Here is a 24,006-nt window from a genome sequence, read left to right on the forward strand (position 1 = left end):
TTTCGCTGTCCTTTTTGGTCTCAGAAGAAATTCACGAATGAATATTCTGTTCTATAGTAAAATGGTTGCCGAACTAGGGGTCGAACCTAGACTAAGCGAGTCAGAGTCGCTTGTGCTGCCATTACACCATTCGGCAATGAATGAGGGCAGAAAGTAGCTATTTCCCCGGAGCGGATCAAGCAGGATTTATCGAAAAAATGCCGAATGCTAACCCGAAAAAAATTATCCGTCTGCTTGGTGTTGGATTTGATGCCGAGGATGGCCACGTCCGAATCACCCAGGGAGAAAACTATGATGTACTCATGGGCTCGGAAGAGAGTCATGAGTACATACAGCAGTTGATCCGTAAAATTGAGGACGCCCTCGCGGAGAAACATCTTACGCTGGATGATTTTACGCCGGATGAATTTGCTGAGTTCGTGAAAAACAATCTATAAAACACTGCAGAAGTTGGGGGATTGGTTCCTGATCTTACTGTTTTACGTTTTATCACGTCCAGATTCCTTCGATTTCCGATCCGCACTTTGTGCACTTTCCCTCGGTAAGCTGTATCGATACGATGCGGTAACCGTGCCTTCCAACCAGACAGGCTCCGCATTCGGGGCACCACGTAGACTCCCCTGCCCTATCCTGCATATTTCCGACATAAACAAACTGCAATCCGGATTCGAGAGCAATTTCGCGGGCCCGTAAAACCGTCTCCGGGGGAGTCGGTGGCAGATGGCTCAGTTGATACTGTGGATAAAAACGTGAAAAATGCAGGGGCGTTGATTTACCGAGCGTATTGACGATCCATTTACACAGCATTCCGGTCTCTTCTTCAGCATCATTAAGTGTCGGGATCAGAAGGTTGGTGATTTCCAGAAAAACACCGCTGGACTTCATGATTTCCAAGGCCTGGAGAACAGGTTTCAGGCGCGCGTCACAGATATTCCGGTAAAAATCGTCGGAAAACGACTTTAAATCTACGTTTGCAGCATCAACGACGGTACAAATTTCACGCAAAGGCTTCGGATTTATGAATGCGGCCGTTACCAGGACATTTTTCAGCCCTTTTTGGTGAGCGGTTTCACAGCAGTCTTTTGTAAATTCATACGAGACCAGCGGTTCTGTATAGGTGTAGGCAATGGACCGTATTTTTTTCCGTTCAGCGGTTTCGGCAATTTCAGCCGGAGAAACAATTTGCTCGGAAACAAAGCTGCTTTGGGAAATCGCAGCATTCTGACACGGTTTGCAATGAAGATTGCAGCCGGCTGTGCCTACCGAAATAATTTCTGTTCCCGGCATAAAATGATAAAGCGGTTTTTTTTCAATAGGATCTGTCTGGATTACACATGGCCGGCCGTACGTGATGCATTGAATGCGGCCGTTAATGTTTTTCCGAACCCGGCAGTCACCGGTTTCATTCCGTGAAAGTTCGCACCCTTTCGGGCAGATCGTGCATCTGGTTTTAGTGTTCATCCTTTTCTGATTTTGAAAAAAGAGTATCCAGCCCCTCGAAGGCATTGAATCCCCCACCCTGAAAGGAATCATCGGAAATGGTATTGAATCCCTTCATCTTTTGTTTTTCATGTTCGTGGTCATGGCAGTAGACGCAGAGCAGTTCCCAGTTGCTGCCGTCGGGGGATTATTCTGATGGTTGTGGTCTTTATGGTGTACGGTCAGTTCTTTTAATCGGGCTCCTTCGAATTCACGTCCGCAGCTGGCGCAGACATGCGGATACATTTTCAGCGCCTTCGCGCGGTATCCTTTTTCGCGCTCCGCCATTTTCTGGTGGATTCGTTCAAGTTCGTCGCTTCTTTTCATTTCAATACAGCCTTCAGTGCAGATTTAAGATCCGGATGTTTAAAGTGATAATTATTTTCCAATAATACATTCGGGATCACGCGGGTACTGGAAAGAAGCAGTGCATTCGCCATTTCCCCGAAAAGCAGGCGCGCTGCAAATGCCGGGAGCGGCAGGATCGTCGGACGTTTCAGTACATTTCCGAGTATTCTGGTGAAACGGCGATTGGTTTCAGGTTCGGGGGCGGTCAGATTAACCGGCCCCTGAACTGTCGGGGTGTTCAGAATGTGGATGATGGCCCCTACCATGTCCTCAATGGAAATCCAGCTCATGTACTGCCGGCCGTTACCCATTATGCCGCCTGCACCTATTTTAAAAGGGGGCAGCATTTTTTTCAGTGCCCCGCCCTCGCTGGAGAGTACAATACCGGTTCTTATCAATGCTGTTCGTATACCGGATTGCGATGCCGATTCGGCCGCCATTTCCCATTCGGAGCATACATCTGCAAGGAAACCGCAGCCCGCTGTGCTGGTTTCGGTCAGCTTTTCATCTCCCCTGTCCCCATAATAACCTATAGCCGAAGCGGAAATAAAAACTTCGGGACGGTTTGCGGAAGAGCTCAGCTGCAGGCTGAGTGCCTGGGTTCCGTTGATCCGGCTGTCTCGAATGGCTGCTTTTCTGCGGCTGGTCCAGCGGCCGCCCGCAATATTTTCGCCGGCCAAATGAATAACGGCATCCACCCCCGTGAAATCAATGGATTCTGAAAAAACGCGGCCCAGTCGGATGACTTCATTTCCGTCAGATATAAGTCGAGACGTCAATGCATTGCCTATCAGACCATGTGACCCTGAAATCATTACTTTCATCAATACACCTCTTTCTTTTGAATTCGATATTACGCCTCAATATGGAGGTTCTGAATCTTTTTTTAGTATTGTTCGGAATGACCGGAAATAACTGGGATTATTCATATTTTGATCTGACCTATTCTATTGCGGAATATTCATTCTAACCGATGGTTTGTAGCAACTCCTTGTAGACAAAATGGTTGTATGGTGCGAGTATCGCCGCCCGTTAATTGGAAAAGAAAGTATATATTATGAATAAGTCTTTGTATAAAGTAATTGTTGTCGGTGGTGGTCATGCAGGCTATGAAGCGGCTTTGGCTTCCGCGCGTTTAGGAGTTAAAACCCTTTTAATAACGCTGAATAAATCACTTATAGGAAGACTTCCCTGTAATCCTGCTGTTGGAGGTATTGCAAAATCTCATCTTGTATCTGAACTTGATGCATTGGGCGGAGAACTTGGCCGGAATACCGATTATACCGGTATTCAATACCGAATGCTGAATACCCGGAAAGGACCGGCTGTACAGTCCAACCGGGTGCAGTGTGATAAGGATCTTTTTCCGGTTAGAATTCAGGCTGTTCTGGAAAGGCAGCAGAATCTTGATATTCATGATGATATCGTTACAGCAATTCGTACAAAAGGCACGTCAATCTGTGGAGTCACAACGCGTGGTGCTGGTGATATTGATGCCAATGCGGTTGTTATTTGTACAGGAACATTTCTTCGTGGACGTGTTCTGATCGGAATGAAAAGTATTAAAGAGGGTCGCATGGGAGAGGAATCAGCAGAAGAACTTTCGGCGTCCTTTGATCGTTTCGGATTTGAGCTGGCTCGGCTGAAAACGGGTACCCCTCCCCGCATCCATAGGGATTCTGTGGATTACAGTCGAATGGAGATTCAACCAGGCGATAATCCCCCACCCTTTTTCTCACGGATGGCGCGCATGGAGTGGAAAATGTTCCACATGGAACATAATGATCCGGATTCTTCGGTTATGAATCGAATGTTCCACGTGGAACAGGATGAATTGCACCCCTGGGTGCCGGGTTTTGACCAGATACCCTGCTGGTTAACGCATACCAATGAGAATACTCACCAGATCATCGCTGATAATCTTCAGAAAAGCGCTATGTACGGAGGGATGGTAGAGGGTACCGGAGTTCGGTATTGTCCATCGATTGAAGATAAAATTATTAAATTTTCCGGTCGTGATGCGCATCATGTGTTTATTGAGCCTGAAGGGCGTAATAATATCCGTCTTTATCCGAACGGAACATCCAATAGTCTTCCGGAGGATGTGCAGGAACAGATGATCCATTCGATAGAAGGTTTGGAAAATGCTGAAATTATCCGTCCAGGCTATGCAATCGAATATGATTATGCGAATCCAACGCAGCTTTTCCATACATTAGAAACAAAACGCGTGGAAAATCTGTTTTTTGCCGGTCAGTTGAATGGTACGACGGGTTATGAAGAAGCCGCTGGTCAGGGATTTGTTGCCGGAGCTAATGCCGCTTTGAAAGTACTGGGAGAAAATCCGTTTGTTTTAAGCCGAAATGAAAGTTATATCGGGGTGTTGATTGATGATTTGGTGACGAAAGGAACCGATGAGCCATATCGCATGTTTACTTCCCGTTCGGAGCATCGTTTGACGTTGCGTCAGGATAATGTCTATTTTCGTCTTCTGGAAAAGACCAGGCAGCTTAATATTGTCGATTCAGAGGAAATTAATGATATTTCAAGCCACTGGAAGGATATTCATGCAGAAATTGAGCGTCTTGAAAAAGTATTTCATAATGGAAAGTCGCTCGCACAGCTGCTTCGTCAGCCGGAAAATCTGTATTGTAATCTTCCGCAGGCGAACCGGAATCTCTCTGAAGAGGTTATTAAGCAGGTTGAAATTGAAGTTAAATATGCCGGCTATATTAAACGCGAGAAAGAACGTATTGATGCTGCGCGTCGTCAGGAAAAACAAATTTTGCCACCGGATTTCGATTATGATGCTATTCAGAGTCTGCGTTATGAAGCTCGTGAAAAGTTAAAGAAAATACGGCCGGAAAATCTGGGACAGGCAGGGAGAATTTCCGGTGTAAATCCATCTGATATTTCAATTTTAGGTATGTGGTTGAAACGGGAAGCTGCTGAAAAATAAAATATTTTGATACAATTAGCTGGTATCATACATAATGAAAATGAGCCGGGAAACAGGATGTTTCCGGCTTATTTTTTTTAGTCTATCAACGATGTATCAGAGAATAGGAAAATAATTGGGAGTAGCTGAATTCTTGAATCGGTGATATAGGTAGAATATTGCATGAACAGGAGTGAAATATGCTCATCATTGCTACTGTTCTTAACTGATTTTACATCAATTTCATAGATGTACTATGGATGTCATTTTCAGGAGTTATAGGGCGAATCTAGAGTAATTTTCGTTATTTTTACGAAATAGCTAAACTGGATATATAGCTACTAGTTATCTATAATCCGTTGGTTTGTAGATAGAACTGTTGGATAGTGTATATATCAATAAGGTAATCTATGTGCAATAGTATTAGGAACATAAGTAATCCTTTTTTTTAAGATAGTTGTAATACCATGTTTGATTACTTCTCTGTATAAATCCCGCAGTGCAGAACCTCCGAAGTTTCACTACGGAGGACACAGAGGAAGGACTCTGTGCTCTCTGAGTCCTCTAGCGAAGAGGGTGGTAAATATATACCAGTATGTTTTAGTACGTGCTATGAGCTGCAGGGAGATGGGATATTTTATGTAAAAGAATATTTAAGACTTTTTTTTAAAGATTTATATATTTATCAATTGTGGACAGGCAATGTAATAGGGAAATGAGGCTGCTTTTCTTTCGTAAGTTCCTTGAACAAAAAAGTATGAATGAGCACTATTCGCAGTTCCAATCATTGGAAGTTCCAAAGGTTGGAACGCTGGAGAACATATGAGTTTACAGGTTATTGCAATTATTCTTGGAGTATTGGGAACTGTCGGTGGTTTTACGGGGATTTTCCGACCTGATTTAGTTAAACGTTTTGCTGAGTTGTTTCCCCGAAGTACTGTACCGGCCTGGGTGTTGACAGCACTCTGTTGTTTTCTCGGGGCCAGAGAGGCCGGTGCCATGAATATGGGAGCTGTGGATGTGATCAAGCCGTATATTCCGTTTATTGCTGTCGGCGTTTTTGCGGCGAGCGTTATTTATATGAAAGAACTTCTGGCTCCGCGTGCACTGGGTGGATTTCTTTGTCTGATTGCAGTACCCGTTTGCAAGACTGCGGCACAGTCCGGATCACCTTTTTTTCAGGTTGTAACAGCAGTAATGTATATGGCGGTCATTTATGGAATTACCATTCTGATGTCACCGTGGTACTTCAGAAAAATTTATACACCTCTGGTTGAGAATGAGCTGTTGTTCAAGGTGACGGCCATTGCTAAAACGGCGGTGGGGCTGCTTATTCTTATCCTTGGTATTTTTGTCTATTAAGAAAATGGGGTAGGGCAGCTGTAGCTCGTTTATTTTTGGAAGATGATTGTCTTAAACTGAAACCGGGTATCATTCTTCTCCGTCTTCCAGCATTTTCTGGGTGTCCCAGGCGCGTTTACATTTCCGGATCTGTTCATTGTATGCATCAACCTGTTCTTTGGTAACACCCTGAGCATGTTGCGAGGCTTTCCGCGCCATGGTTGTGATCGCATTATAGGCGCGTTCATAATCACCATTAATATAATGGGCTTCCGAAAGTGTACTCCACACGTGGTGATCATCGGGCGCAATGGCCAGGGCCTCCTGCGCATAGCGAACCGCTTTTTCGCCATTGCGGTATTTTAAATCCTCTGCGGTGGCATACAGCCAGGCCAGATTATTCATGAGCTTGAAGTCATCGGGATTTTCATCGATCAGTTCGAGCAGTAAGGCTTCGGCTTTTCCATATTGTTTTGCGTTAATATAAACATGGGCCACCACATAGCGGGCCTGGAAATTTTCCGGATCAATCTCAAGAATGCGTTCATAGGCGTTTACAGCGGAATCATAATCTTCTTCTGCAAAATACGCCTGCGCGACATTGAGCAGAAATTCAATACGCTCTTCATTGGTTCGGTTATCCAGCGTTAAGCCGGATGAAACCTGCGAAACAGATTGTGTATTCTGAGCCATTGCGGTGGTGGCCAGAGAGAGGACACAGAGGTGAAGCGTAAGTTTTGAAATTTTCATACAGTTCCTACTTAACATTGGTAATTTCAACTTGAATGACACTTGGATCGGTTTTTATGGCCTGAACACCTTCAGGCAGATCAATTTTGACCGGTAATTCATAGAAGGCCGCTTCCGGAAGATCATGACAGTCGATATACGCAAACAGTTCTTCTTCGCTGAGTTTTTCAATCTGTTCTTTTCGTCCCTGCACGACAAGGCTTATATATTTCGGGTAGATGTCAATAATACGGTCTTCACCCGGGGATGAGACCACCCGGAGGGGAATTTTTTCAAATTCCGCCGTGCTGTTGCGTTCAACCAGTACCACTTCGATGGATACCCAGTCCGGGTCTACCGCCATTCGACCGACCAGCGGAAGAGCAATGGGTACACTTTCTTTAAAGGAGGCCTGTCGGTTCGTCAGATCGATTTTTTCAGTATGTATATTTTCCATACTGTCGAGCACCTGACGGGCACCTGCAACTTTTACCGATGCCGGTGTTGCTATAATTCTTTCTATTTCAATACCTTCGGGTAAATTTCCGGTGGTGGCCGCTTTTACCGGAAGCAGGCGTTCTCCTTTCTGGTCCATACGGACCACCATTTCGGAAGGACTGAAACTGACAATTTTCGCGCCTGTAGGATTGCGCAGAAACGCGCCTGTAAGTTTAATGGTCATCTCTTCGCCTTGAACGGGGTTCTGAACCGGAACCACAAGATGAAGCTGGTCGCTGTTCAGGTAGCGAATGTCCTCGCGCGAACCGCGGAATACAATATTCACCCGCTGCATCGATTTTTCCCAGACCGCCCAGCCTGAAGGGGCTTCCACATCCACCGGGATGCCGGAAACTGAAACTTCAAACCCAATAGTTTTCCGGATACTCTGCCAGCCCAGAAAAGCGAGGACAAAGCAGAGAAGGATCAGAAAACGATCTTTCCAGAACTGATGCCAGGCGTTGGAAATTCTATTCATCGTTTTTCTCCTCGCCGAAAGGCATCAGTACGGTATCGGAGAGATCCGCTTCACCGGTCTGGATCTTTTCACGGAAGCGCGAGAGGCCGGTACGTTCCCGCCGCAGCATGGACTGCAGAACCCGCCGCAGTCGCTCCTCGCCAAGGCCTCGCCGCAGTCGACCGTTATAGGCAAGGGAAACAGCACCGGTCTCTTCTGAAACCACCACCACAATGGCATCCGTCTCTTCGGTAATGCCGATGGCTGCGCGGTGGCGTGTTCCGAGTGTTTTACTTAATTCCTCTTTCTGGGATAGGGGAAAAAGGCAGCCGGCTGCACAAATCCGGTCTCCGGAAATTATAACACCGCCGTCATGAAGCGGGGTATGCGGGAAGAAAATGGTGGAAAGCAGCTCGGCACTGACCGAACTGTTCATTTTCGTTCCGGTGTCCTGAATGGTGCGTGTACCGATTTCCCGTTCAATAGCAATAAGAGCTCCGATCTTACGTTTTGAAAGCAGTTTTACCGTCTGCATAATAGGTTCAATCAGATTGCGCTGCGAAGCCATACTGTTGGTGCGCCACGGCTGACGGCCGAGCCGCGCCAGAACACGGCGTATTTCCGGCTGGAAAATCACCACAATTGCCAGTGTAATATAGAGCATCAGCTTCGAGAGAATCCAGTTAAGCACCTCCAGATGGCTGAGATTGGTGATGGCATTGAGTGCGCCGAAAAGGATGATAAGGCCGGTGAGAATGGCTGAGCCGCGTGTTCCTTTAAACAACCGGAAGATAAAATAGAGGAGGGCGGCGAGAATCAGAATCTCGACCCAGCCAAGCACATCAGGCAGTTCAAAAGCATCTTTCCATTGCATTATAAGTCACCGTTGCAAAGTGTATCCACGATACGACATACATCGCAAGTGTCTAATACGTCGTGCACCCGCAAAATATGCGCACCGAACGCCGCCGACCATCCGGCAACACCCAGGCTTCCTGCCAGACGCTGATTCGGATCTTCCCGCTCCAGAATTTTTCCGATCATGCTTTTACGTGATGCCCCGATCATAACCGGTGCTGTTGCTGCAAAGTCGGGAATACGGCGCAGTAATTGAAGGTTGTGCTCGAGTGTTTTGCCGAATCCGATCCCGGGATCAATCACGATGTTTTTCCGTTTAACACCACGATCAACGGCAAAAGCGATCCGCTTTTCCAGATAGTGGAACACCTCGCGTACGGGATCTTCATAATCCGGATTGGTCTGCATCGTCTGAGGGGTACCTTTCATATGCATCAGAACAACCCCTGCACCCGATCCGGCCGCAACATCCGCCATCTTTTCATCAAATTCAAATCCGGAAACATCATTAATAATATCCGCGCCGGCTTCCAGAGCCTGGAAAGCGGTTTTCGATTTCATGGTATCGATCGAAATCAGGACATCGGTTTTTGCGCGCAGTTTTTCAATCACCGGAACCGTACGCCGGATTTCTTCTTCCACAGTAACGGGCTGCGCGCCGGGCCGTGTAGATTCCCCGCCGATGTCAATAAGGTCCGCACCTTCAGCAATCATCTGCAGCGCGTGTTCAACCGCTATTTCGGGATCCATAAAAGTCCCTCCATCGGAAAAAGAATCCGGGGTGACATTCAGAATACCCATCACCAACGTTTTTTCACCAAGGCGGACCGTGCGGTTTCCACACCCCCATGAATATGTTTTTCGTTTAGTCACAGCTCAACCTCCAGGCCGTCCCACGGAACGGTAATGGCATCACCCAGCTGGGTCTGCAGCTGTTCGTGATCGGAATCGTGGGTGATGTGGGTGATGTAGGCTTTTTCCGCATCGATTTTATGCAGATGATCGATGCATTCACTGATCGAGAAATGGGTGGGGTGGGGTTTGGGGCGCAGACCATCCAGAATCATGACATTGAGATGCTTCAGAAGCTGAAATGTGGTTTCCGGGATGCCGTTGCAGTCAGGAATGTAAGCCATGCGTCTTTCATCACCCTCAATAAGATAGCCGTAAACCGGATCATTTCCGTGTGAGACAGGCAGGGGGGTAATCCGGGCTCGACCCACCGATACCGTTTCCGTCATCTCCGTAAACTGTACACGGGGAACACTTTCAAATCCATAGCTTGCCCGGTCCACATAATCGAATTTCTTGCGCATCTGTTTGATGGTGCGCGGCTGGGCGTAAACCGGAATGTGCTGTTGCTGCATGGTACTGAAACGGCGGACATCGTCGAACCCGTAAATATGGTCGGCATGCGGATGGGTCAGGAAAACCGAGTCCACCCGCCCGACACCGAACGACAGAACCTGATCGCGAAAGTCCGGGGGCGTGTCAAAAACGAGGTGCTTGTTTTCCGTCACAACATAAATACTGCTTCGCCGGCGATAATTGCGCGGATCGGTGGATGTGCAGACCGCGCAGGAGCATCCAATCATTGGAACCCCGTGAGAGGTTCCGGTTCCGAGAAAAGTCAATTTCATATCAGTCTACCACACAGTGTCTTACCAGAGCCTTGGAACGAGGAAAGATGATATCAAACCGTTCCGACAGTTTCTGATTGGTTTTGAGATTGAGGTCAGGTGAAAACTTCACATTCCGGATCAGAAGATATTTTCCGGAATATTCCTGCAGCAGTCCAGTGAACTCGAGCACCGTTTTATCTTCCGGCATTTCCACCACCACTTTCCGGCCGAGATATTTTTCAAGCACCGGTTCATAAGCACTGGGTACGGTATCGAGCAGGGTGTTTCCGATTTCACCGGCGCGTTTGTCGGCACCGGCAATTTTCCCCATTTTCGTTGTTTTTTTCATACTTCCGATAATGACGGTTAGCGACTGTGAGACCGCATCGCGCAGGGTGTTGAACACATTCCAGATCCAGCGGCGGAAGCGTCGCAATAGAGAGGGGTGGGCAATCGATCGGATTTCACGTTCCCATCGTTTATGTTCCGGTGTTCCCTCGCCGGGAACGGCCTGCAGGATTTTACGGATGCCTTCAATTTCCGGATCATAGAGCACATAGCTGGATTTTCGGATGCCGTTCTCATCTTTTTCCGGAGACTGGAAAACCAGTTCGAGGGTGGCGGGGTAGGCCATAAAGTCGCCCCAGAGCCACTTTCCGTTCTGCATAAGAATCAGGACGGGTTCGTGGTTGAAATATTTCAGGCAGCGGTCGCGCCGCCGCTGTGCAACAATTGCCGTGATGGTTGCCGCCAGAAAAATCAGCGCCATCGGCAGCCAGAAGTCGAGCATGGTTTTCCCTTCGTGTAAAAACTACTCTGGCAATACACGGAACCGGGAAAAAAATAAAGCCCCGTTTGAAAACTCAAACAGGGCGGAGGTTAACCTTATGCTGCATGTTCGTGTTTATAGTAGTGCACATCACGCCAGCACAAAGGCAGCGTTTCTCCCGAAGGGAACACCAGTTCCGTCTTCAGGAAGTTTTTCGGACGCTGGATGATCTCCCCGGTATGCGACCGGGCGCGAATCGTCGGAGAATTCGGATTGATGACATCCGGCAGGTCGATGACTTCGACCAGATCTCCGGTGGGTACATGTTTAAGAAACATTTCAACCTCCTGGTTTCATTTTCTCTCTTCCTACAAAACATTCGACCATGGCTGATGGAAAGAGTTCATTCCGGAGGATGGAATTTAAGACCGGGAACCTATGAAATTCCGAGAGGGATTTATACGTTCCGTGCGGTATCGTTTCCGGCTTTTTTCATCATGAACCATTTCATCGGAAGTCCCAGCGAAGCGGTAATCAGCCCGCGGCCAACGAAAAACATGCAGATGACGCCGATGGTGAACGACGCAATAATCAGCCGTCCGATACTGCGGAATCCGAAACCGTTGATAAAGCCGGCTGAAATCGAGGAGACAATCATGCCGCAGGTCAGCAGCAGGTTCACGACGGTGTCATAGACAAAATGACCGACGGTATAGGATGAGCTCTGTGCTTCGGCCGGATCGACCCCGAAGAAACCGGCCACCAGATTGAGCAGACCGAAAATCGTCGTCAGCAGCAGCAACGTAATCATCACATAGCCACTGGCAAACAGAAAGGCGGCGAACTTGGTTCGTTTCTGAATGGTCCGTGAAAGAAAGAGCTTTTTACCATGTGCCATAAACGCGCGCATCACGCCATAAGCCCAGCGCATCTGCTGTTTAAAGAGATCTCCGGGGGTATATGGCACTTCGCAACGGACCCGCAGGTCGTCAACATAGGCAATACGTTTTCCCGCAGTGATGACCCGCAGTGAATAATCCACATCTTCAGTCAGCGCGCCCATCGTCCAGCCGCCCTGTTCAATCAGCAGGCTCTTTTTCACCAGTTCACCTGATCCGCAGAAAACGCATTGATTGGTGGCGACTTTCAGGAAGGGCAGGATTACAGAGTGAATAATATTCACAATACCGGTTCCCATCAACGTACTTTGGTTGTTGTGGACATTGATAATGCGCCATGCGGCCTGGGCACCAGCCAGTTCCGGATTTTTGATGACCGGAACAACAAGGCGTTTCAGGAAATCCCGTTTCGGCAGAAAGTCGGAATCGAGAATCAGCAGATAATCGCCTTTTGCTTTCGGCAGCATAACATTCAGATTACCCGGTTTGAAACCGATATTCTCGCCACGACGGCTCAGCTCGCATTTCGGGTTGGCGGCAATGAAGGCATCAATCTTTTCAGAAACCTCCGGGTCGTTGGAGTCGTCGCCGATCATGACCTGGAGCTTATCCGCCGGATAGTCGAAATCCAGACAGCGGGCCGCACAGTTCAGTGCCGCCAGTTCATTATACGTTGGAATCTGGACGGTGACGCTTGGGTAGAGCGATTCATCGGCAATAATTTCGGGTTTATTCCGAAGTCTGGAAAGCGCCAAAGCAAAAGCGGTCACCAGGAAATAGCCCAAAGAGAGTATAAAAGCTCCCATCAATGCAGTTTCAAAAATGGTTTTAATAATGGAATGGAATCCCATGTTTTCCCCCGATTTTTTGTAACTCACGTTAATTGTGTGAATTGACGGCGTTGTTTATAGGGATTTTTAAGCCTTGGCAACCCTGCAAGTGAAATAAATTTCCGAATTAAAGGGTGAAAAAAACAGGTTTCCAACCCGTGAAAACCTGTTTACTAAGGTTTGAAACGCTTGAGCAACCGATCTATTTAGTGGTGATATGCAGGAGTTCCTGAATCATTGGCGAGAATTTGACCACCACCGGGGTGAAGACCACTGAAACCATGGTCATCAGTTTGATGAGAATGTTAAGCGACGGACCGGAAGTATCTTTACACGGATCGCCGACCGTGTCGCCGACCACCGCCGCTTTGTGTGCTTCAGATCCTTTACCGCCGTGCGCCCCTTTTTCCACAAACTTTTTGGCGTTGTCCCATGCACCGCCGGCATTGTTGAGCATGGTGGCGAGCACAAAACCGCAGACGAGCCCGCCGGCGAGCAGTCCCATAACACCGGGAACGCCGAGGATCAGGCCGGTTACCACCGGAACAATAATGGCCAGCAGAGAAGGAACCAGCATTTCTTTCTGCGCACCTTTGGTGGAAATGGCTACGCAGGAGGCATAATCCGGCTTGCCGGTTCCTTCCATGATTCCCGGAATCTCTTTAAACTGTCGGCGTACCTCTTCCACCATGGCACCGGCGGCACGGCCGACTGCTTTCATGGTCATGGCGCAGAAGACAAAGGCCATCATGCCGCCTACAAAAAGGCCGCAGAGTAGCAGGGGATTCATGATGTGCAGTTCATAGGCATTCACGAAATCCATGATTTCCGCATGTTCAGCCATCTCTTTAGTGAAGTTAACCACACCCACCGAAAATTCGCCGTCTTCCGCCAGTTTGGCAATCCAGAGTTTCACTTCTTCGATATAAGCGGCCAGCAGAGCCATGGCCGTGAGGGCGGCAGAGCCGATGGCAAATCCTTTACCGGTAGCCGCCGTCGTGTTTCCGAGTGAATCGAGAGCATCGGTGCGTTCGCGGACTTCCGGGGGAAGTCCGGCCATTTCGGCATTTCCGCCGGCATTGTCTGCAATCGGACCATAGGCATCCGTCGCCAGGGTGATGCCCAGTGTCGCCAGCATTCCGACCGCCGCAAAGCCGATACCGTATAGACCCATCGACATATTGGAAAAACCGCCGGCAAAACCGAAAGAACAGATAATAGCGGCCACGATGGTAATCACCGGAATGCCGGCTGAATACATGCCGGTTGCCAAACCATCGATAATGGTGGTGGCCGGACCCATTACCGCCTGATCGGCAATGCCCTGTGTCGGTTTATATTCATCCGAGGTATAGTATTCGGTTGCCTGACCGATGATTACTCCCGCCGCCAGTCCCGCGATAACGGAACCGACGAGTCCCCAGTTCGGGATAATGCCGAAGATTTTCATGATAATCAGTGCAATCACAATGGCAATTGAACTGCCGAGCGTTCCGGTGAGCAGCGCATTCAGGAGGTTTTTCTGAGTGGCACCTTCCTTACATTTCACCATAAACATGCCCATGATGGAGAGCAGGGTTCCGATGCCCGCCACAATCATCGGTGCAGTCACCAGTTTAATGGCATCGGCTTCAGTTCCCGAGCCGTTCATGACATTGTGTGCGCCCACAGCCGCGCCGAGGGTGGCGGTGGCGAGAATCGAGCCGCAGTAGGATTCATAAAGATCGGCTCCCATGCCGGCGACATCGCCTACATTATCGCCTACATTATCCGCAATGGTGGCGGGATTGCGCGGATCATCCTCCGGAATTCCGGCTTCCACTTTACCCACGAGGTCAGCACCGACATCCGCCGCTTTGGTGTAAATACCGCCGCCGACACGCGCAAAAAGCGCCTGGGTGGAAGCTCCCATGCCGAAGGTGATCATTGTGGTCGTGATATGCACCAGTTTTTCAGAAACCGTGCAGCCTTCCTGAACCAGGTTCATGCCCATAATTGAAAAACCGTTGGTCATATTGGCATCCGTATAAACCACTTTATCCAGAATCAGATACCACAGACAGATATCAAGCAGGCCGAAACCGACCACCACCAGGCCCATTACCGCTCCGGACCGGAAAGCCACCTGCAGACCGCGGTTCAGTCCTTCCGAACAGCCCTGTGCCGTCCGTGACGATGCGGCCGTGGCTGTTTTCATTCCGATATAACCGCAGAGGCCGGAGAAAAATCCTCCGGTCAGAAAAGCAATCGGAACAAACGGGTTCTGAATTCCGGCCAGCGCCAGAATCTGAAAGATAATCAGCAGTACTACAAAAACGATGATCACCACCTTATATTGGCGGAACAGGTAAGCCATGGCTCCTTCGCGCACATGGCCCGCAATTTCAATCATGGTTTCATTGCCTTCATTGGCCGCCATCATCTTTCGGTAGAACAGAATAGCAAATAAAAGTGCGAATACGGATGCAACAGGTGCAATCCACCACAGTGTAGTAATAACAGTCATATAACCCCCTGGTTAAACTGGAAAAAAGTTTAAACAGGATACGGAGCGGGGGAGATTGAATCAATGGTAAAGAAGGGGCATTCAGAAAAGGCTGCAGAGTTCATGCGGTAAATAAACCGTTCATCCGGACTTGTTCGACTGCGCCTGATTATAGGAAGGTGCGCGGATGGATTTTACACGGGTTATGGATGTTCTGGTAATCTGCGTTCCGGTGTTTGCTGTACTGGGGCTCGGGAAACTGCTGGGTATTAAGGGAAAGATCAACGAGGACCACTGCCAGTTTATTAACTGGCTGGTGTACACGTTTTCACTGCCTGCACTGATTTTCAATGAAGTGGTTCGGCAGCGTTTTGATATGTTTCTGGATCCGGCCCTTCTTCTTATGCCGCTTCTGGGAATTGCCGTGCTGGTGGGGGGCACGATGGGGATTGCGAAAATCAGTGGCTACCGGGGCGGTTTTGCGGCAGCCTTTGTTTTCGGGACCTTCTGGCCGAATGCCACTTATGTCGGCCTGCCGCTCTGTCAGAATGCATTTGGTTCCGAGGGGCTGGCAAAAGCGGCGATTTATAACGGGTTCGTTCTGCCGTTTGTGATTGTTGCCGGTTATCTGCTCATCGGGTTCTACGGAGCCGGTGACGGCAATATCAGGATCGGCGAACGGATAAAAAACGCGTTTATCAATCCTATCCTGCTTTCCGCAGTGGTCGGTATTGTGATTGCTCTGATCGCGGAACAGTTCCGCACTCTGGAAGGGGATCTGAATCTTCCGATGCCGGTGCTGGCATCGGCTGAGCTTTGCGGATCGTTTCTGAAACTGATCGGCACTATGGGGCTTCCGCTGGCGCTGCTTTCTATCGGCGCCTCGCTGAAGTGGGAGCAGACCCGGTCTCATTTGGGGGCATTAAGCTGGTCGGTGGGTTGTAAACTGCTGGTGCACCCGTTGTTGACGCTGCTGCTCATCCTTTTTCTCTGCCCGGAGGCCGATGCGGCAACAAAAGGGGTTGCTGTGATTCTTTCGGGAACTCCCAGTGCGGTGGCGATGTATGTAATCAGCTGTCAGCTTGGTGTGGAACGCGGATTTGTCTCTTCTATGCTGGTGCTCAGTACCGCGTTGAGCGTCATCACCATTCCGTTATGGGTTTATGTGGTGACGGGGTTGTAGATCACTTAGGTATCTGTCGCGACCGGAAGATCCAGACAGTAGAATTCCGGTGTAGATGAATTTTCCCATAAAAAGGCCAGATGCCCGGAATATACGGTTACATATTGTCCATTGGCCTGTAGCAGATCACAGATGCAGGGCTCGGGCATAATACCGTTTTTTGCTCCAAGTTTGATGGTATCACGGACATATTTCCGCATCTCCGGCGGGATGATGAGTTCAACCAAATCCTTGTTGATGGCCTCTTCGAGGCGATGGCCGTAAAGCGTAACGGATGCATTGTTCCAGTAGAAGATTTTACCGAAGCTGTTATAACCCTGCACAGCAACATGCGGATTCATGGCCAGCATGTCCATAAAGGATTCACGGGTCGGAAATCTGTTTTCCTCATTAAAACAGCACAGTTTTTTTATGATGGTTTTGGCTTCATGAATTGAAAACTGTGTCATCTCTAAATCCCGTGCAAAAGATAGGGATATTAATAGAGGATCAGGCGGTATATTTCAAAAACTTTTATACCCTTAAATCCGTGGTATAATCTGCTGGATAAAATTGCAGATCTAAGCCTTTGTTTGGCGGAAGGAGCGGGGCGATTCGCCCAGAATACGGCGGAACTGACGGGTGAAATAGTTGCTGTCGTTGAAGCCGACCTCCAGTGCAATTTCTGTTATCGTCAGATCCGTATTGCGCAGCATTTCCATGGCTTTCTGGATCCGAAGGCGCACCAGATATTCAATCGGGGTCTGTCCGGTGGCTTTCCGGAAAACGCGCATCAGGTTACTGCGCGACATATGGGCGATATCCAGCAGTTCATTGAGTTTCCAGTCTCTGGCATAATCATTTTCGAGTGCTCCGATGACATTGCCGACGCGGAGCAGGGCATGGGCTTCAGTGGTGTCTGAACTGGTATAGGCTCGCGAAAGAAAAACCATCATTTCGAGCAGTTTGGCCCGCAGGGCGACTTCTTTTCCGGCTTCATCGCGTTCGCACTCGTTCTCCATCTCTTCGGCAAGTCGTTCAACCCGGGCGAGCGGTACGCGCTTGAGATGCAGGCGGCTGGCAAAACGATGCTGCCGGCGGTAGGTCGGTTCGAGCATAAACATGGCGCAATAGCCCGGCATACGGCGAAGCTCCCCTTCCGGCAGTTCGATTTTATCCGGATCATACATGATGTTGATCAGATCGAGGTTATGCCGTTCATAAAAATAGTGTTTCTGGCGGCCCTGCAGCAGAAAAACATCGCCAGCCGTGACCGGAAAGGGGGAACCTTCGAGCATGTGCATGGCACTGCCTTTGGTCACAATCACGAGTTCGCAGAAATCATGACTGTGTTCAATTTCGGTTAGATCGTGCGGGTGTGAGGGGGTGCATTCCGTATCCGTTCGCACACGACGAACTGCCAAAGGAAAGCCTGTAAGGCCGAAATAGTGTATTCCATCTGCAATGGTCGATTTCATAGTTATGGGAATATAGTGCTTAAAATTGGGATGATATTCAAGGCAATCGTTGCTGAACTTTGAAACATTCACCCTAGATTTTTAGCGAGGAATACAGGAATGAGTTACTTACTGGGCATAGATATCGGCAGTTCGTCTGTAAAGGCCTCACTGCTCGACAGTAAAACCGGGAAATGCGCTGGCGACGCACATTATCCGAAAACGGAACAGATCATTGAATCCCCCGAGCCGGGATTTGCTGAACAGGATCCGCAATGCTGGTACGATACGGCAAAACAGTCCATTGCCGATGCCATGGCCGAAGCCGGTGCGAAACCGGATGATGTTAAAGCCATCGGTATTGCCTATCAGATGCACGGACTGGTGTGTGTGGATAAAGATCAGAAAGTACTGCGTCCGGCCATTATCTGGTGCGATTCCCGTGCCGTACCGTACGGTGAAGAAGCATTTAAAACGCTCGGTGCGGAACAGTGTCTGGGTCATCTTATGAATTCACCGGGGAATTTCACCGCTGCAAAACTGGCGTGGGTGAAGGAACATCAGCCGGAAATTTACGGAAAAATCGATAAAATCATGCTGCCCGGCGACTGGATGGCGATGAAACTGACGGGCAAGGCCAGCACGACAGCATCCGGTCTTTCCGAAGGGATGCTCTGGGATTTTAAGGACGAAGCGCCGGCAAAGTTTCTGATGGATTATTGGGGGTTCGACGAAAATCTGCTGGCTGAACTTGTTCCAACCTTTGGAATTCAGGGCACGGTTTCTGCGGAAGCTGCGGCCGATCTCGGTCTGGCGGAAGGCACGCCGGTTGCATACCGCGGCGGCGATCAGCCGAATAATGCGCTTTCGCTCAACGTGCTGAATCCCGGAGAAATTGCCGCAACCGCCGGGACATCCGGTGTAGTGTACGGGGTGACCGAGCAGAAAAAATATGATCCGCAATCGCGCGTTAACACCTTTGCCCATGTGAATCACCGAGCAGAAGATCCGCGCCTGGGCGTGTTGCTCTGCATTAATGGAACCTCCAGTTTTATCGCCTGGCTTAAACGCACGCTCGATAACATCTCCTATAAGGAAATGGATGAAATTATCACAGATATTCCCGTCGGTTCTGAAGGCCTGATTGCGCTTCCGTTCGGAAACGGAGCGGAGCGCGTGCTGGGCAATAAAGAGGTTGGCGCGCAGTTTGCCAATATTGATTTTAAACGACACACCCGTGCCCATATGTGCCGTGCGTTGCAGGAAGGCGTCGTTTTTTCCTTTATTTACGGCATGGAGGTGATGGAACAGGCCGGGATTGAACTGAAAACCATTCGCGCCGGATTTGCCAATATGTTCATGAGTGATGTCTTCTGTGAAACACTCGCAGGCGCCAGCGGAGCTTCTATTGAACTGTATAAAACCGACGGTGCGCTCGGCGCGGCGCGCGGAGCCGGTTACGGGGCCGGTATTTTCCAATCGCTGGAAGAAGCCTTCTCCAATCTGGAACTGAAGAAAAAAATTGAACCGACGGTAGGTCCCTATAAAGAGGCCTACGCCGCATGGAAAGCCCATTTAGAGAATGTGTTAAGTCATTGATTTAAGGAGTTGAGACGCCGGTGCTTAACCCCTAAGTACGTAAAACTTAACGCCGCTATATTAACCTAACGGAGGTACGTGAAATGAGTATTGTAACGGGAAAAAAAGAATATTTTCCGGGCATTGGAAAAATCGCCTATGAAGGAAAAGACAGCGACAATCCGCTGGCATTTAAATGGTACGATGAAAACGCCGTAGTCGGTGGAAAAACCATGAAGGAAGCTCTGCGTTTCGCCGTAGCCTACTGGCATTCGTTCTGCGGTGGCGGTGCAGATCCGTTCGGGGCAGCCACACGTCCGATGCCCTGGAACGAAGGTTCCGATGTTGAAACCCGTGCGAAAAATAAAATGGATGCCGCTTTTGAATTTATTACCAAGCTCGGTGCTGAATATTTCTGTTTCCACGATTTCGACCTGGTTGAAGAAGGAGCGGATCTGGCGGAATCCACGAAACGTCTGGATATGATCACTGATTATGCCAAAGAGAAAATGGATGCTTCCGGTGTTAAACTGCTTTGGGGTACGGCCAATCTTTTCTCTAATCCGCGTTATATGAACGGTGCCGGCACCAATCCCGATTTCAATACGGTGGCTTATGCCGGTGCCCAGCTGAAAAACGCACTCGATGCCACGATCAAACTCGGTGGCGAAAACTATGTTTTCTGGGGTGGACGCGAAGGTTACATGAGCCTCCTTAATACCAACATGAAGCAGGAACTTGATAACTTCGGGAACTTCCTGCGCATGGCACGCGATTATGCCCGCGCACAGGGATTCAAGGGAAATTTCTTTATTGAACCCAAGCCGGCGGAACCGAGCAAACATCAGTATGATGTGGATGCCGCTACCGTGATCGGATTTCTGAATGCACAGGGATTGGCAGACGACTTTAAACTGAATATTGAAGTCAACCATGCAACCCTGGCACAGCACACCTTCCAGCACGAACTGCAGGTTGCGGCCGACAACAATATGCTCGGCAGTATCGATGCAAACCGCGGCGATTATCAGAACGGCTGGGATACAGATGAATTCCCGGTGAATATCCGCGAAACGGTGGAAGCCATGCTGGTGATTCTCGAGGCCGGCGGTCTGCAGGGCGGAGGTACAAACTTCGATGCCAAAGTCCGCCGTAATTCCACTGATCTTGAAGATCTGTTTATCGCGCACATCAGCGGCATGGATACATTTGCCCGTGCACTGGTGATTGCCGACAGAATCCTCAACGAATCTCCCTACCGCAAACTGCGTGCAGACCGCTATGCCAGCTTCAGTGAAGGCAAAGGCGCGGAATTCGCTGCCGGTAAACTGACGCTTGAGGAACTCGCGGCGATTGCGGCCGAAAACGGTGAACCGGCACAGATCAGCGGTAAGCAGGAGCTCTACGAAGCACTGATTAACCGATACATTTAAGATACGGTGCAATAAAAACAGGGGATACCTTTGTGCCGGTATCCCCTGTTCTGTCTTTATCGGGGAGATCGTCTGCTGACAGCATAAAAGGAGAACGTGTAATATGAGTGAAAAACAAGACACAACGAACATGGGCTTTGTCATCCTGATCAGCATTGTTGCCACTATCGGCGGTTTCCTGTTCGGTTTTGACAGCGGTGTGATTAACGGTACGGTTGACGGTCTTTCCGAGGCTTTCGGTTCCAATGCAGCCGGGACCGGTTTTGCAGTGGCATCGATGCTGATCGGTTGTGCCATCGGGGCATTTTTTGCCGGAACGCTGGCCGATAAAGCCGGGCGCCGTGCCATCCTGATTGTTTCGGCGGTTTTCTTCTCGGTCAGTGCCTGGGGATCCGGTATTGCGGGCGGAACTACCGAGTTTATTGTCTACCGGCTGCTGGGCGGTCTGGCGGTAGGGGCGGCTTCGGTTCTGGCACCGGCCTATATTTCGGAAGTGTCGCCGGCAAAATACCGGGGGACCCTTTCCTCTATTCAGCAGATTGCAATTATTTCGGGCCTGTTTGCGGCTGCATTAAGTAACTACATGATCGCAAAATCCGCTGGCGGATCCACCTCCGAATTTGCCTGGGGGTTCCATGCCTGGCGCTGGATGTTCTGGGTTGAGCTTGTTCCGGCGGTCACTTTTTTCTTCGCTTTGCTGGCTATTCCGGAGAGTCCGCGCTTTCTGGTGGCATCGGGTAAACGCGAGAAATCAATCGGGGTTCTCACCCGCCTGATGGGGGCCGAGAGTGCAGAATCCAAATATAACGAGATCAATGATTCTCTGGCTGGGGACCATCATAAGCCGAGTCTGAAAGATATTGTGGATCAGAAACATGGTATTCGCCCGATTGTCTGGGTGGGTATTGGTCTGGCGACATTCCAGCAGTTTGTCGGCATTAACGTGGTATTCTACTACAGCGCGGTCGTTTGGCAGGCTGCCGGATTTTCGGAGGGACAGGCTCTGTTGACAACGGTGATTACCAATGCGTTCAGCATTGCGGCCTGCGTTGGTGCCACCGCACTCGTGGACCGTGTCGGCCGCAAGCCGCTGCTGCTGGTGGGTTCCATCGGAATGTCGGTTTCGCTGGCCATTATTGCGGTTGTATTTGTTACCGCCGGAGTGGTTGATGAAAAACTTGCACTGACGTCCACCACAGGGCCGATTGCACTGGTATCACTTATTGTCTATACCGTTTTCTTCAATATTTCCTGGGGACCGATCATGTGGGTCATGCTTGGGGAAATGTTTCCGAACCAGATCCGCGGTTCCGGACTCGCTATTGCCGGCCTGGCCCAGTGGGGATCCAACTTTCTGGTTACCTGGACGTTTCCGATGCTGCTGGCCGGAATCGGATTGGGCGGTGCATACGGAATCTATACTGCCGGTGCAGTAATTTCGGTTTTCTTCGTTATGAAGTTTGTGAAGGAAACCAAAGGGGTTGAACTCGAGGATATGAAAGGCTGAGTCCTTCAGATCTGGTAAATCTGTAACGTATTACGCCCCGGATTTCCGGGGTGTTTTTTTATTTCCGGGTTTCAATGAATGCATCCCAAAGGGTGCGGTCGATGTGCAGAGAGAGCAGGGTATCCTGGCGGAGTGAGTAGAATTCAGTCAGAAACTCTTCGGGGTCGCTTTCAAAATCCGGTCCCGCAATAACGAGGGACGGTTTGATTTCACCGGGGACTTCGGTGGCATCAGTCCAGTATCCAACATTCGGGAAACGGCGGAGATAGAAAGGTAACGGCCAGGTGGAATCCGGCGCGGCAATCACCTGTACATACATTTCTTTTCCTTCGGGACTGACTGCAGCCATTTCATCGATCCGTCTGATCAGATTCTTGAAATCCGGTGCGGTGTGGGCGTAGACGTAGGGATTCCGGTAGTCTGCTGCATAACGGAAGACCGTGTTTTCTGCAAGGCGATAGGTTTTATATACCGGCCAGCCGAGTAACAGAAAAAGGACGATCTTCACAGAACGAACGGCACTTGGAATGGTGATTTTATCGGCACAGCAGTTGAGGATGGAAGCTACAGCGATGCCGGCCAACAGAATCCAGCCGTGCAGAAAAGAGAGAATACACCATGGGGTTTTGTACGAAATCACAGAATAGGCCAGCGTGAGCAGAATCGTATAAAACATAATGAACCGGGCGAGGCCGAGATCGATTTCCGGCGGAAGTTTTTTCCGAAGAATGGCAATACAGCCCAGAAGGCCCAGACCGAAAAACAGACCTTCGCTCCAGCGGGGTCCGCCATCGAACTGATACCGCGTCAGCATTCGAAGATAAAAATTCCAGGGGTGTACATGATCGGTATCCATACCCGTTCCGCGCGCAAAATAGCCTTTGAAAGCCAGAACAGCATCAACAGGCCCATTCATGTTGGTCATAAAGGAGGAGAACAGCAGAAAGGCGATAAGAAGCGCGAAGATCAGACCAAGCGCCATGTTTTTCAGGGGAAAATGGGTCGTATGCGCCACTAGAGCGCAAAGCAGAGCGGCTCCGAACATGGCGGCATAGGCAATGATAGCCGTCTCTTTGGTGGCAAACATTAAACCGATGGAAAGCCCGGCGACAATGGCCCAGAACCGGGAGCCGATCTGAATGGAGCGCCATCCGCCGGCAATCGCCATAAAAGTAAAAAAAACGAGGAGCGATTCCTGGATATAAAACCGGCTGTAATAGGCCATACCCGGCGAGATCGCGGTAAAAAGGGCGGCGGTGCATACGGATGTTGTTCCGAGTCCGCACCGCAGCAATGGAATGGCAAGAATCAGCAGCAGACCGAATACAACCGGTACTGAACGATAGGTACCCTCAACAGAATCGGCAAAGGTTTTGACACCGGTTATCCAGCTGACCGGCAAGGTGAGATAATAGAGCGTCGGACCATGGTGATCATCGGCATCGTATTCATACACACCGTCTTCAAGAAGCAGACCGAAACGGTAGGCCTGGTTGGCTTCATCATGATGAAGCGGGCGTTCCGCCAACCGTGGAATACGCAGGGCCATACCGGCCAGCAGGATCAGCAGCATGACCAAGGGAAACCATTTATTCATAAAGTAAGCATAGTCCTTT

Annotated in this window: 21 protein-coding genes, 1 tRNA gene and 1 pseudogene; 7 read left to right on the forward strand and 16 right to left on the reverse strand. The window is 49.5% G+C overall.

Annotated elements, in window-relative coordinates; all coding sequences use genetic code 11:
- Positions 1-62: 62 nt before the first annotated feature.
- Positions 63-136, reverse strand: a tRNA-Gln gene (locus EGM51_14700).
- Between the two features lie 61 nt (positions 137-197).
- Between EGM51_14700 and EGM51_14705 the strand changes: the two genes are divergently transcribed.
- On the forward strand, positions 198-437 hold the full coding sequence (locus tag EGM51_14705; protein QBG48591.1) for a hypothetical protein: 240 nt from the start codon (positions 198-200) through the stop codon (positions 435-437).
- Between the two features lie 52 nt (positions 438-489).
- Here the strand turns inward: EGM51_14705 and amrS are convergent, their stop codons facing one another.
- The 3 genes and pseudogenes from amrS to EGM51_14720 form a co-directional block, all read right to left on the reverse strand.
- On the reverse strand, positions 490-1,461 hold the full coding sequence (amrS, locus tag EGM51_14710) for an AmmeMemoRadiSam system radical SAM enzyme (protein QBG48592.1): 972 nt from the start codon (positions 1,459-1,461) through the stop codon (positions 490-492).
- Positions 1,451-1,806, reverse strand: a pseudogene (locus EGM51_14715) (HNH nuclease family protein). The gene amrS and the pseudogene EGM51_14715 overlap by 11 nt, the downstream one beginning before the upstream one ends.
- On the reverse strand, positions 1,803-2,651 hold the full coding sequence (locus tag EGM51_14720; GenBank protein QBG48593.1) for a TIGR01777 family protein: 849 nt from the start codon (positions 2,649-2,651) through the stop codon (positions 1,803-1,805). Before EGM51_14720 ends, EGM51_14715 begins: the two are co-directional and overlap by 4 nt.
- A gap of 233 nt (positions 2,652-2,884) precedes the next feature.
- On the opposite strand from EGM51_14720, the gene mnmG reads away from it, so the two are divergent.
- Both mnmG and EGM51_14730 read left to right on the forward strand, forming a co-directional pair.
- Entirely contained in the window at positions 2,885-4,786 is a 1,902-nt protein-coding gene (mnmG, locus tag EGM51_14725; protein QBG48594.1) for a tRNA uridine-5-carboxymethylaminomethyl(34) synthesis enzyme MnmG, read from the forward strand.
- 801 nt (positions 4,787-5,587) lie between these two features.
- Complete coding sequence (locus tag EGM51_14730; GenBank protein QBG48595.1) at positions 5,588-6,127, forward strand: hypothetical protein; 540 nt, start codon at positions 5,588-5,590, stop codon at positions 6,125-6,127.
- Between the two features lie 69 nt (positions 6,128-6,196).
- Here the strand turns inward: EGM51_14730 and EGM51_14735 are convergent, their stop codons facing one another.
- From EGM51_14735 to EGM51_14775, 9 genes are all read right to left on the reverse strand, one after another.
- Entirely contained in the window at positions 6,197-6,874 is a 678-nt protein-coding gene (locus EGM51_14735) for a tetratricopeptide repeat protein (protein QBG48596.1), read from the reverse strand.
- Positions 6,864-7,811 (reverse strand): hypothetical protein, encoded by a 948-nt coding sequence (locus EGM51_14740; GenBank protein ID QBG48597.1) that lies wholly within the window; start codon positions 7,809-7,811, stop codon positions 6,864-6,866. Before EGM51_14740 ends, EGM51_14735 begins: the two co-directional genes overlap by 11 nt.
- Positions 7,804-8,664, reverse strand: a complete 861-nt coding sequence (locus tag EGM51_14745; GenBank protein QBG48598.1) for a TIGR00159 family protein — start codon at positions 8,662-8,664, stop codon at positions 7,804-7,806. Before EGM51_14745 ends, EGM51_14740 begins: the two co-directional genes overlap by 8 nt.
- Positions 8,664-9,449: a dihydropteroate synthase gene (gene folP / locus EGM51_14750; GenBank protein ID QBG49322.1), complete on the reverse strand. Its 786-nt coding sequence runs from the start codon at positions 9,447-9,449 to the stop codon at positions 8,664-8,666. The genes EGM51_14745 and folP overlap by 1 nt, the downstream gene beginning before the upstream one ends.
- Positions 9,450-9,517: 68 nt before the next feature.
- The gene (locus EGM51_14755) at positions 9,518-10,288 is read right to left on the reverse strand and encodes an MBL fold metallo-hydrolase (GenBank protein ID QBG48599.1); all 771 of its coding nucleotides are present in this window, start codon (positions 10,286-10,288) and stop codon (positions 9,518-9,520) included.
- A gap of 1 nt (position 10,289) precedes the next feature.
- On the reverse strand, positions 10,290-11,060 hold the full coding sequence (locus EGM51_14760) for a hypothetical protein (GenBank protein ID QBG48600.1): 771 nt from the start codon (positions 11,058-11,060) through the stop codon (positions 10,290-10,292).
- 95 nt (positions 11,061-11,155) lie between these two features.
- Positions 11,156-11,377 (reverse strand): acetyltransferase, encoded by a 222-nt coding sequence (locus EGM51_14765; protein ID QBG48601.1) that lies wholly within the window; start codon positions 11,375-11,377, stop codon positions 11,156-11,158.
- 119 nt (positions 11,378-11,496) lie between these two features.
- Positions 11,497-12,789: a glycosyltransferase gene (locus EGM51_14770; GenBank protein QBG48602.1), complete on the reverse strand. Its 1,293-nt coding sequence runs from the start codon at positions 12,787-12,789 to the stop codon at positions 11,497-11,499.
- A gap of 181 nt (positions 12,790-12,970) precedes the next feature.
- Positions 12,971-15,274 carry a sodium-translocating pyrophosphatase gene (locus EGM51_14775; GenBank protein QBG48603.1) on the reverse strand — a complete coding sequence of 768 codons (2,304 nt, stop codon included), beginning with the start codon at positions 15,272-15,274 and terminating at the stop codon, positions 12,971-12,973.
- Between the two features lie 166 nt (positions 15,275-15,440).
- Between EGM51_14775 and EGM51_14780 the strand changes: the two genes are divergently transcribed.
- Positions 15,441-16,436 carry an AEC family transporter gene (locus tag EGM51_14780; protein ID QBG48604.1) on the forward strand — a complete coding sequence of 332 codons (996 nt, stop codon included), beginning with the start codon at positions 15,441-15,443 and terminating at the stop codon, positions 16,434-16,436.
- 5 nt (positions 16,437-16,441) lie between these two features.
- On the opposite strand, the gene EGM51_14785 is transcribed toward EGM51_14780, so the two are convergent.
- Together EGM51_14785 and EGM51_14790 are read right to left on the reverse strand one after the other, a co-directional pair.
- On the reverse strand, positions 16,442-16,885 hold the full coding sequence (locus tag EGM51_14785; protein ID QBG48605.1) for a PAS domain-containing protein: 444 nt from the start codon (positions 16,883-16,885) through the stop codon (positions 16,442-16,444).
- 111 nt (positions 16,886-16,996) lie between these two features.
- Positions 16,997-17,893 (reverse strand): helix-turn-helix domain-containing protein, encoded by an 897-nt coding sequence (locus EGM51_14790; protein QBG48606.1) that lies wholly within the window; start codon positions 17,891-17,893, stop codon positions 16,997-16,999.
- 99 nt (positions 17,894-17,992) lie between these two features.
- On the opposite strand from EGM51_14790, the gene EGM51_14795 reads away from it, so the two are divergent.
- From EGM51_14795 to EGM51_14805, 3 genes are all read left to right on the forward strand, one after another.
- Positions 17,993-19,471 carry a carbohydrate kinase gene (locus EGM51_14795; protein ID QBG48607.1) on the forward strand — a complete coding sequence of 493 codons (1,479 nt, stop codon included), beginning with the start codon at positions 17,993-17,995 and terminating at the stop codon, positions 19,469-19,471.
- An 83-nt stretch (positions 19,472-19,554) separates the two neighbouring features.
- The gene (gene xylA, locus EGM51_14800) at positions 19,555-20,883 is read left to right on the forward strand and encodes a xylose isomerase (GenBank protein QBG48608.1); all 1,329 of its coding nucleotides are present in this window, start codon (positions 19,555-19,557) and stop codon (positions 20,881-20,883) included.
- A 103-nt stretch (positions 20,884-20,986) separates the two neighbouring features.
- On the forward strand, positions 20,987-22,390 hold the full coding sequence (locus EGM51_14805) for an MFS transporter (GenBank protein ID QBG48609.1): 1,404 nt from the start codon (positions 20,987-20,989) through the stop codon (positions 22,388-22,390).
- Between the two features lie 58 nt (positions 22,391-22,448).
- Here the strand turns inward: EGM51_14805 and EGM51_14810 are convergent, their stop codons facing one another.
- Positions 22,449-23,987: a TIGR03663 family protein gene (locus EGM51_14810; GenBank protein QBG48610.1), complete on the reverse strand. Its 1,539-nt coding sequence runs from the start codon at positions 23,985-23,987 to the stop codon at positions 22,449-22,451.
- Positions 23,988-24,006: the final 19 nt, after the last annotated feature.

The organism is Verrucomicrobia bacterium S94 (assembly GCA_004299845.1).
Lineage (GTDB): Bacteria > Verrucomicrobiota > Kiritimatiellia > Kiritimatiellales > Pontiellaceae > Pontiella.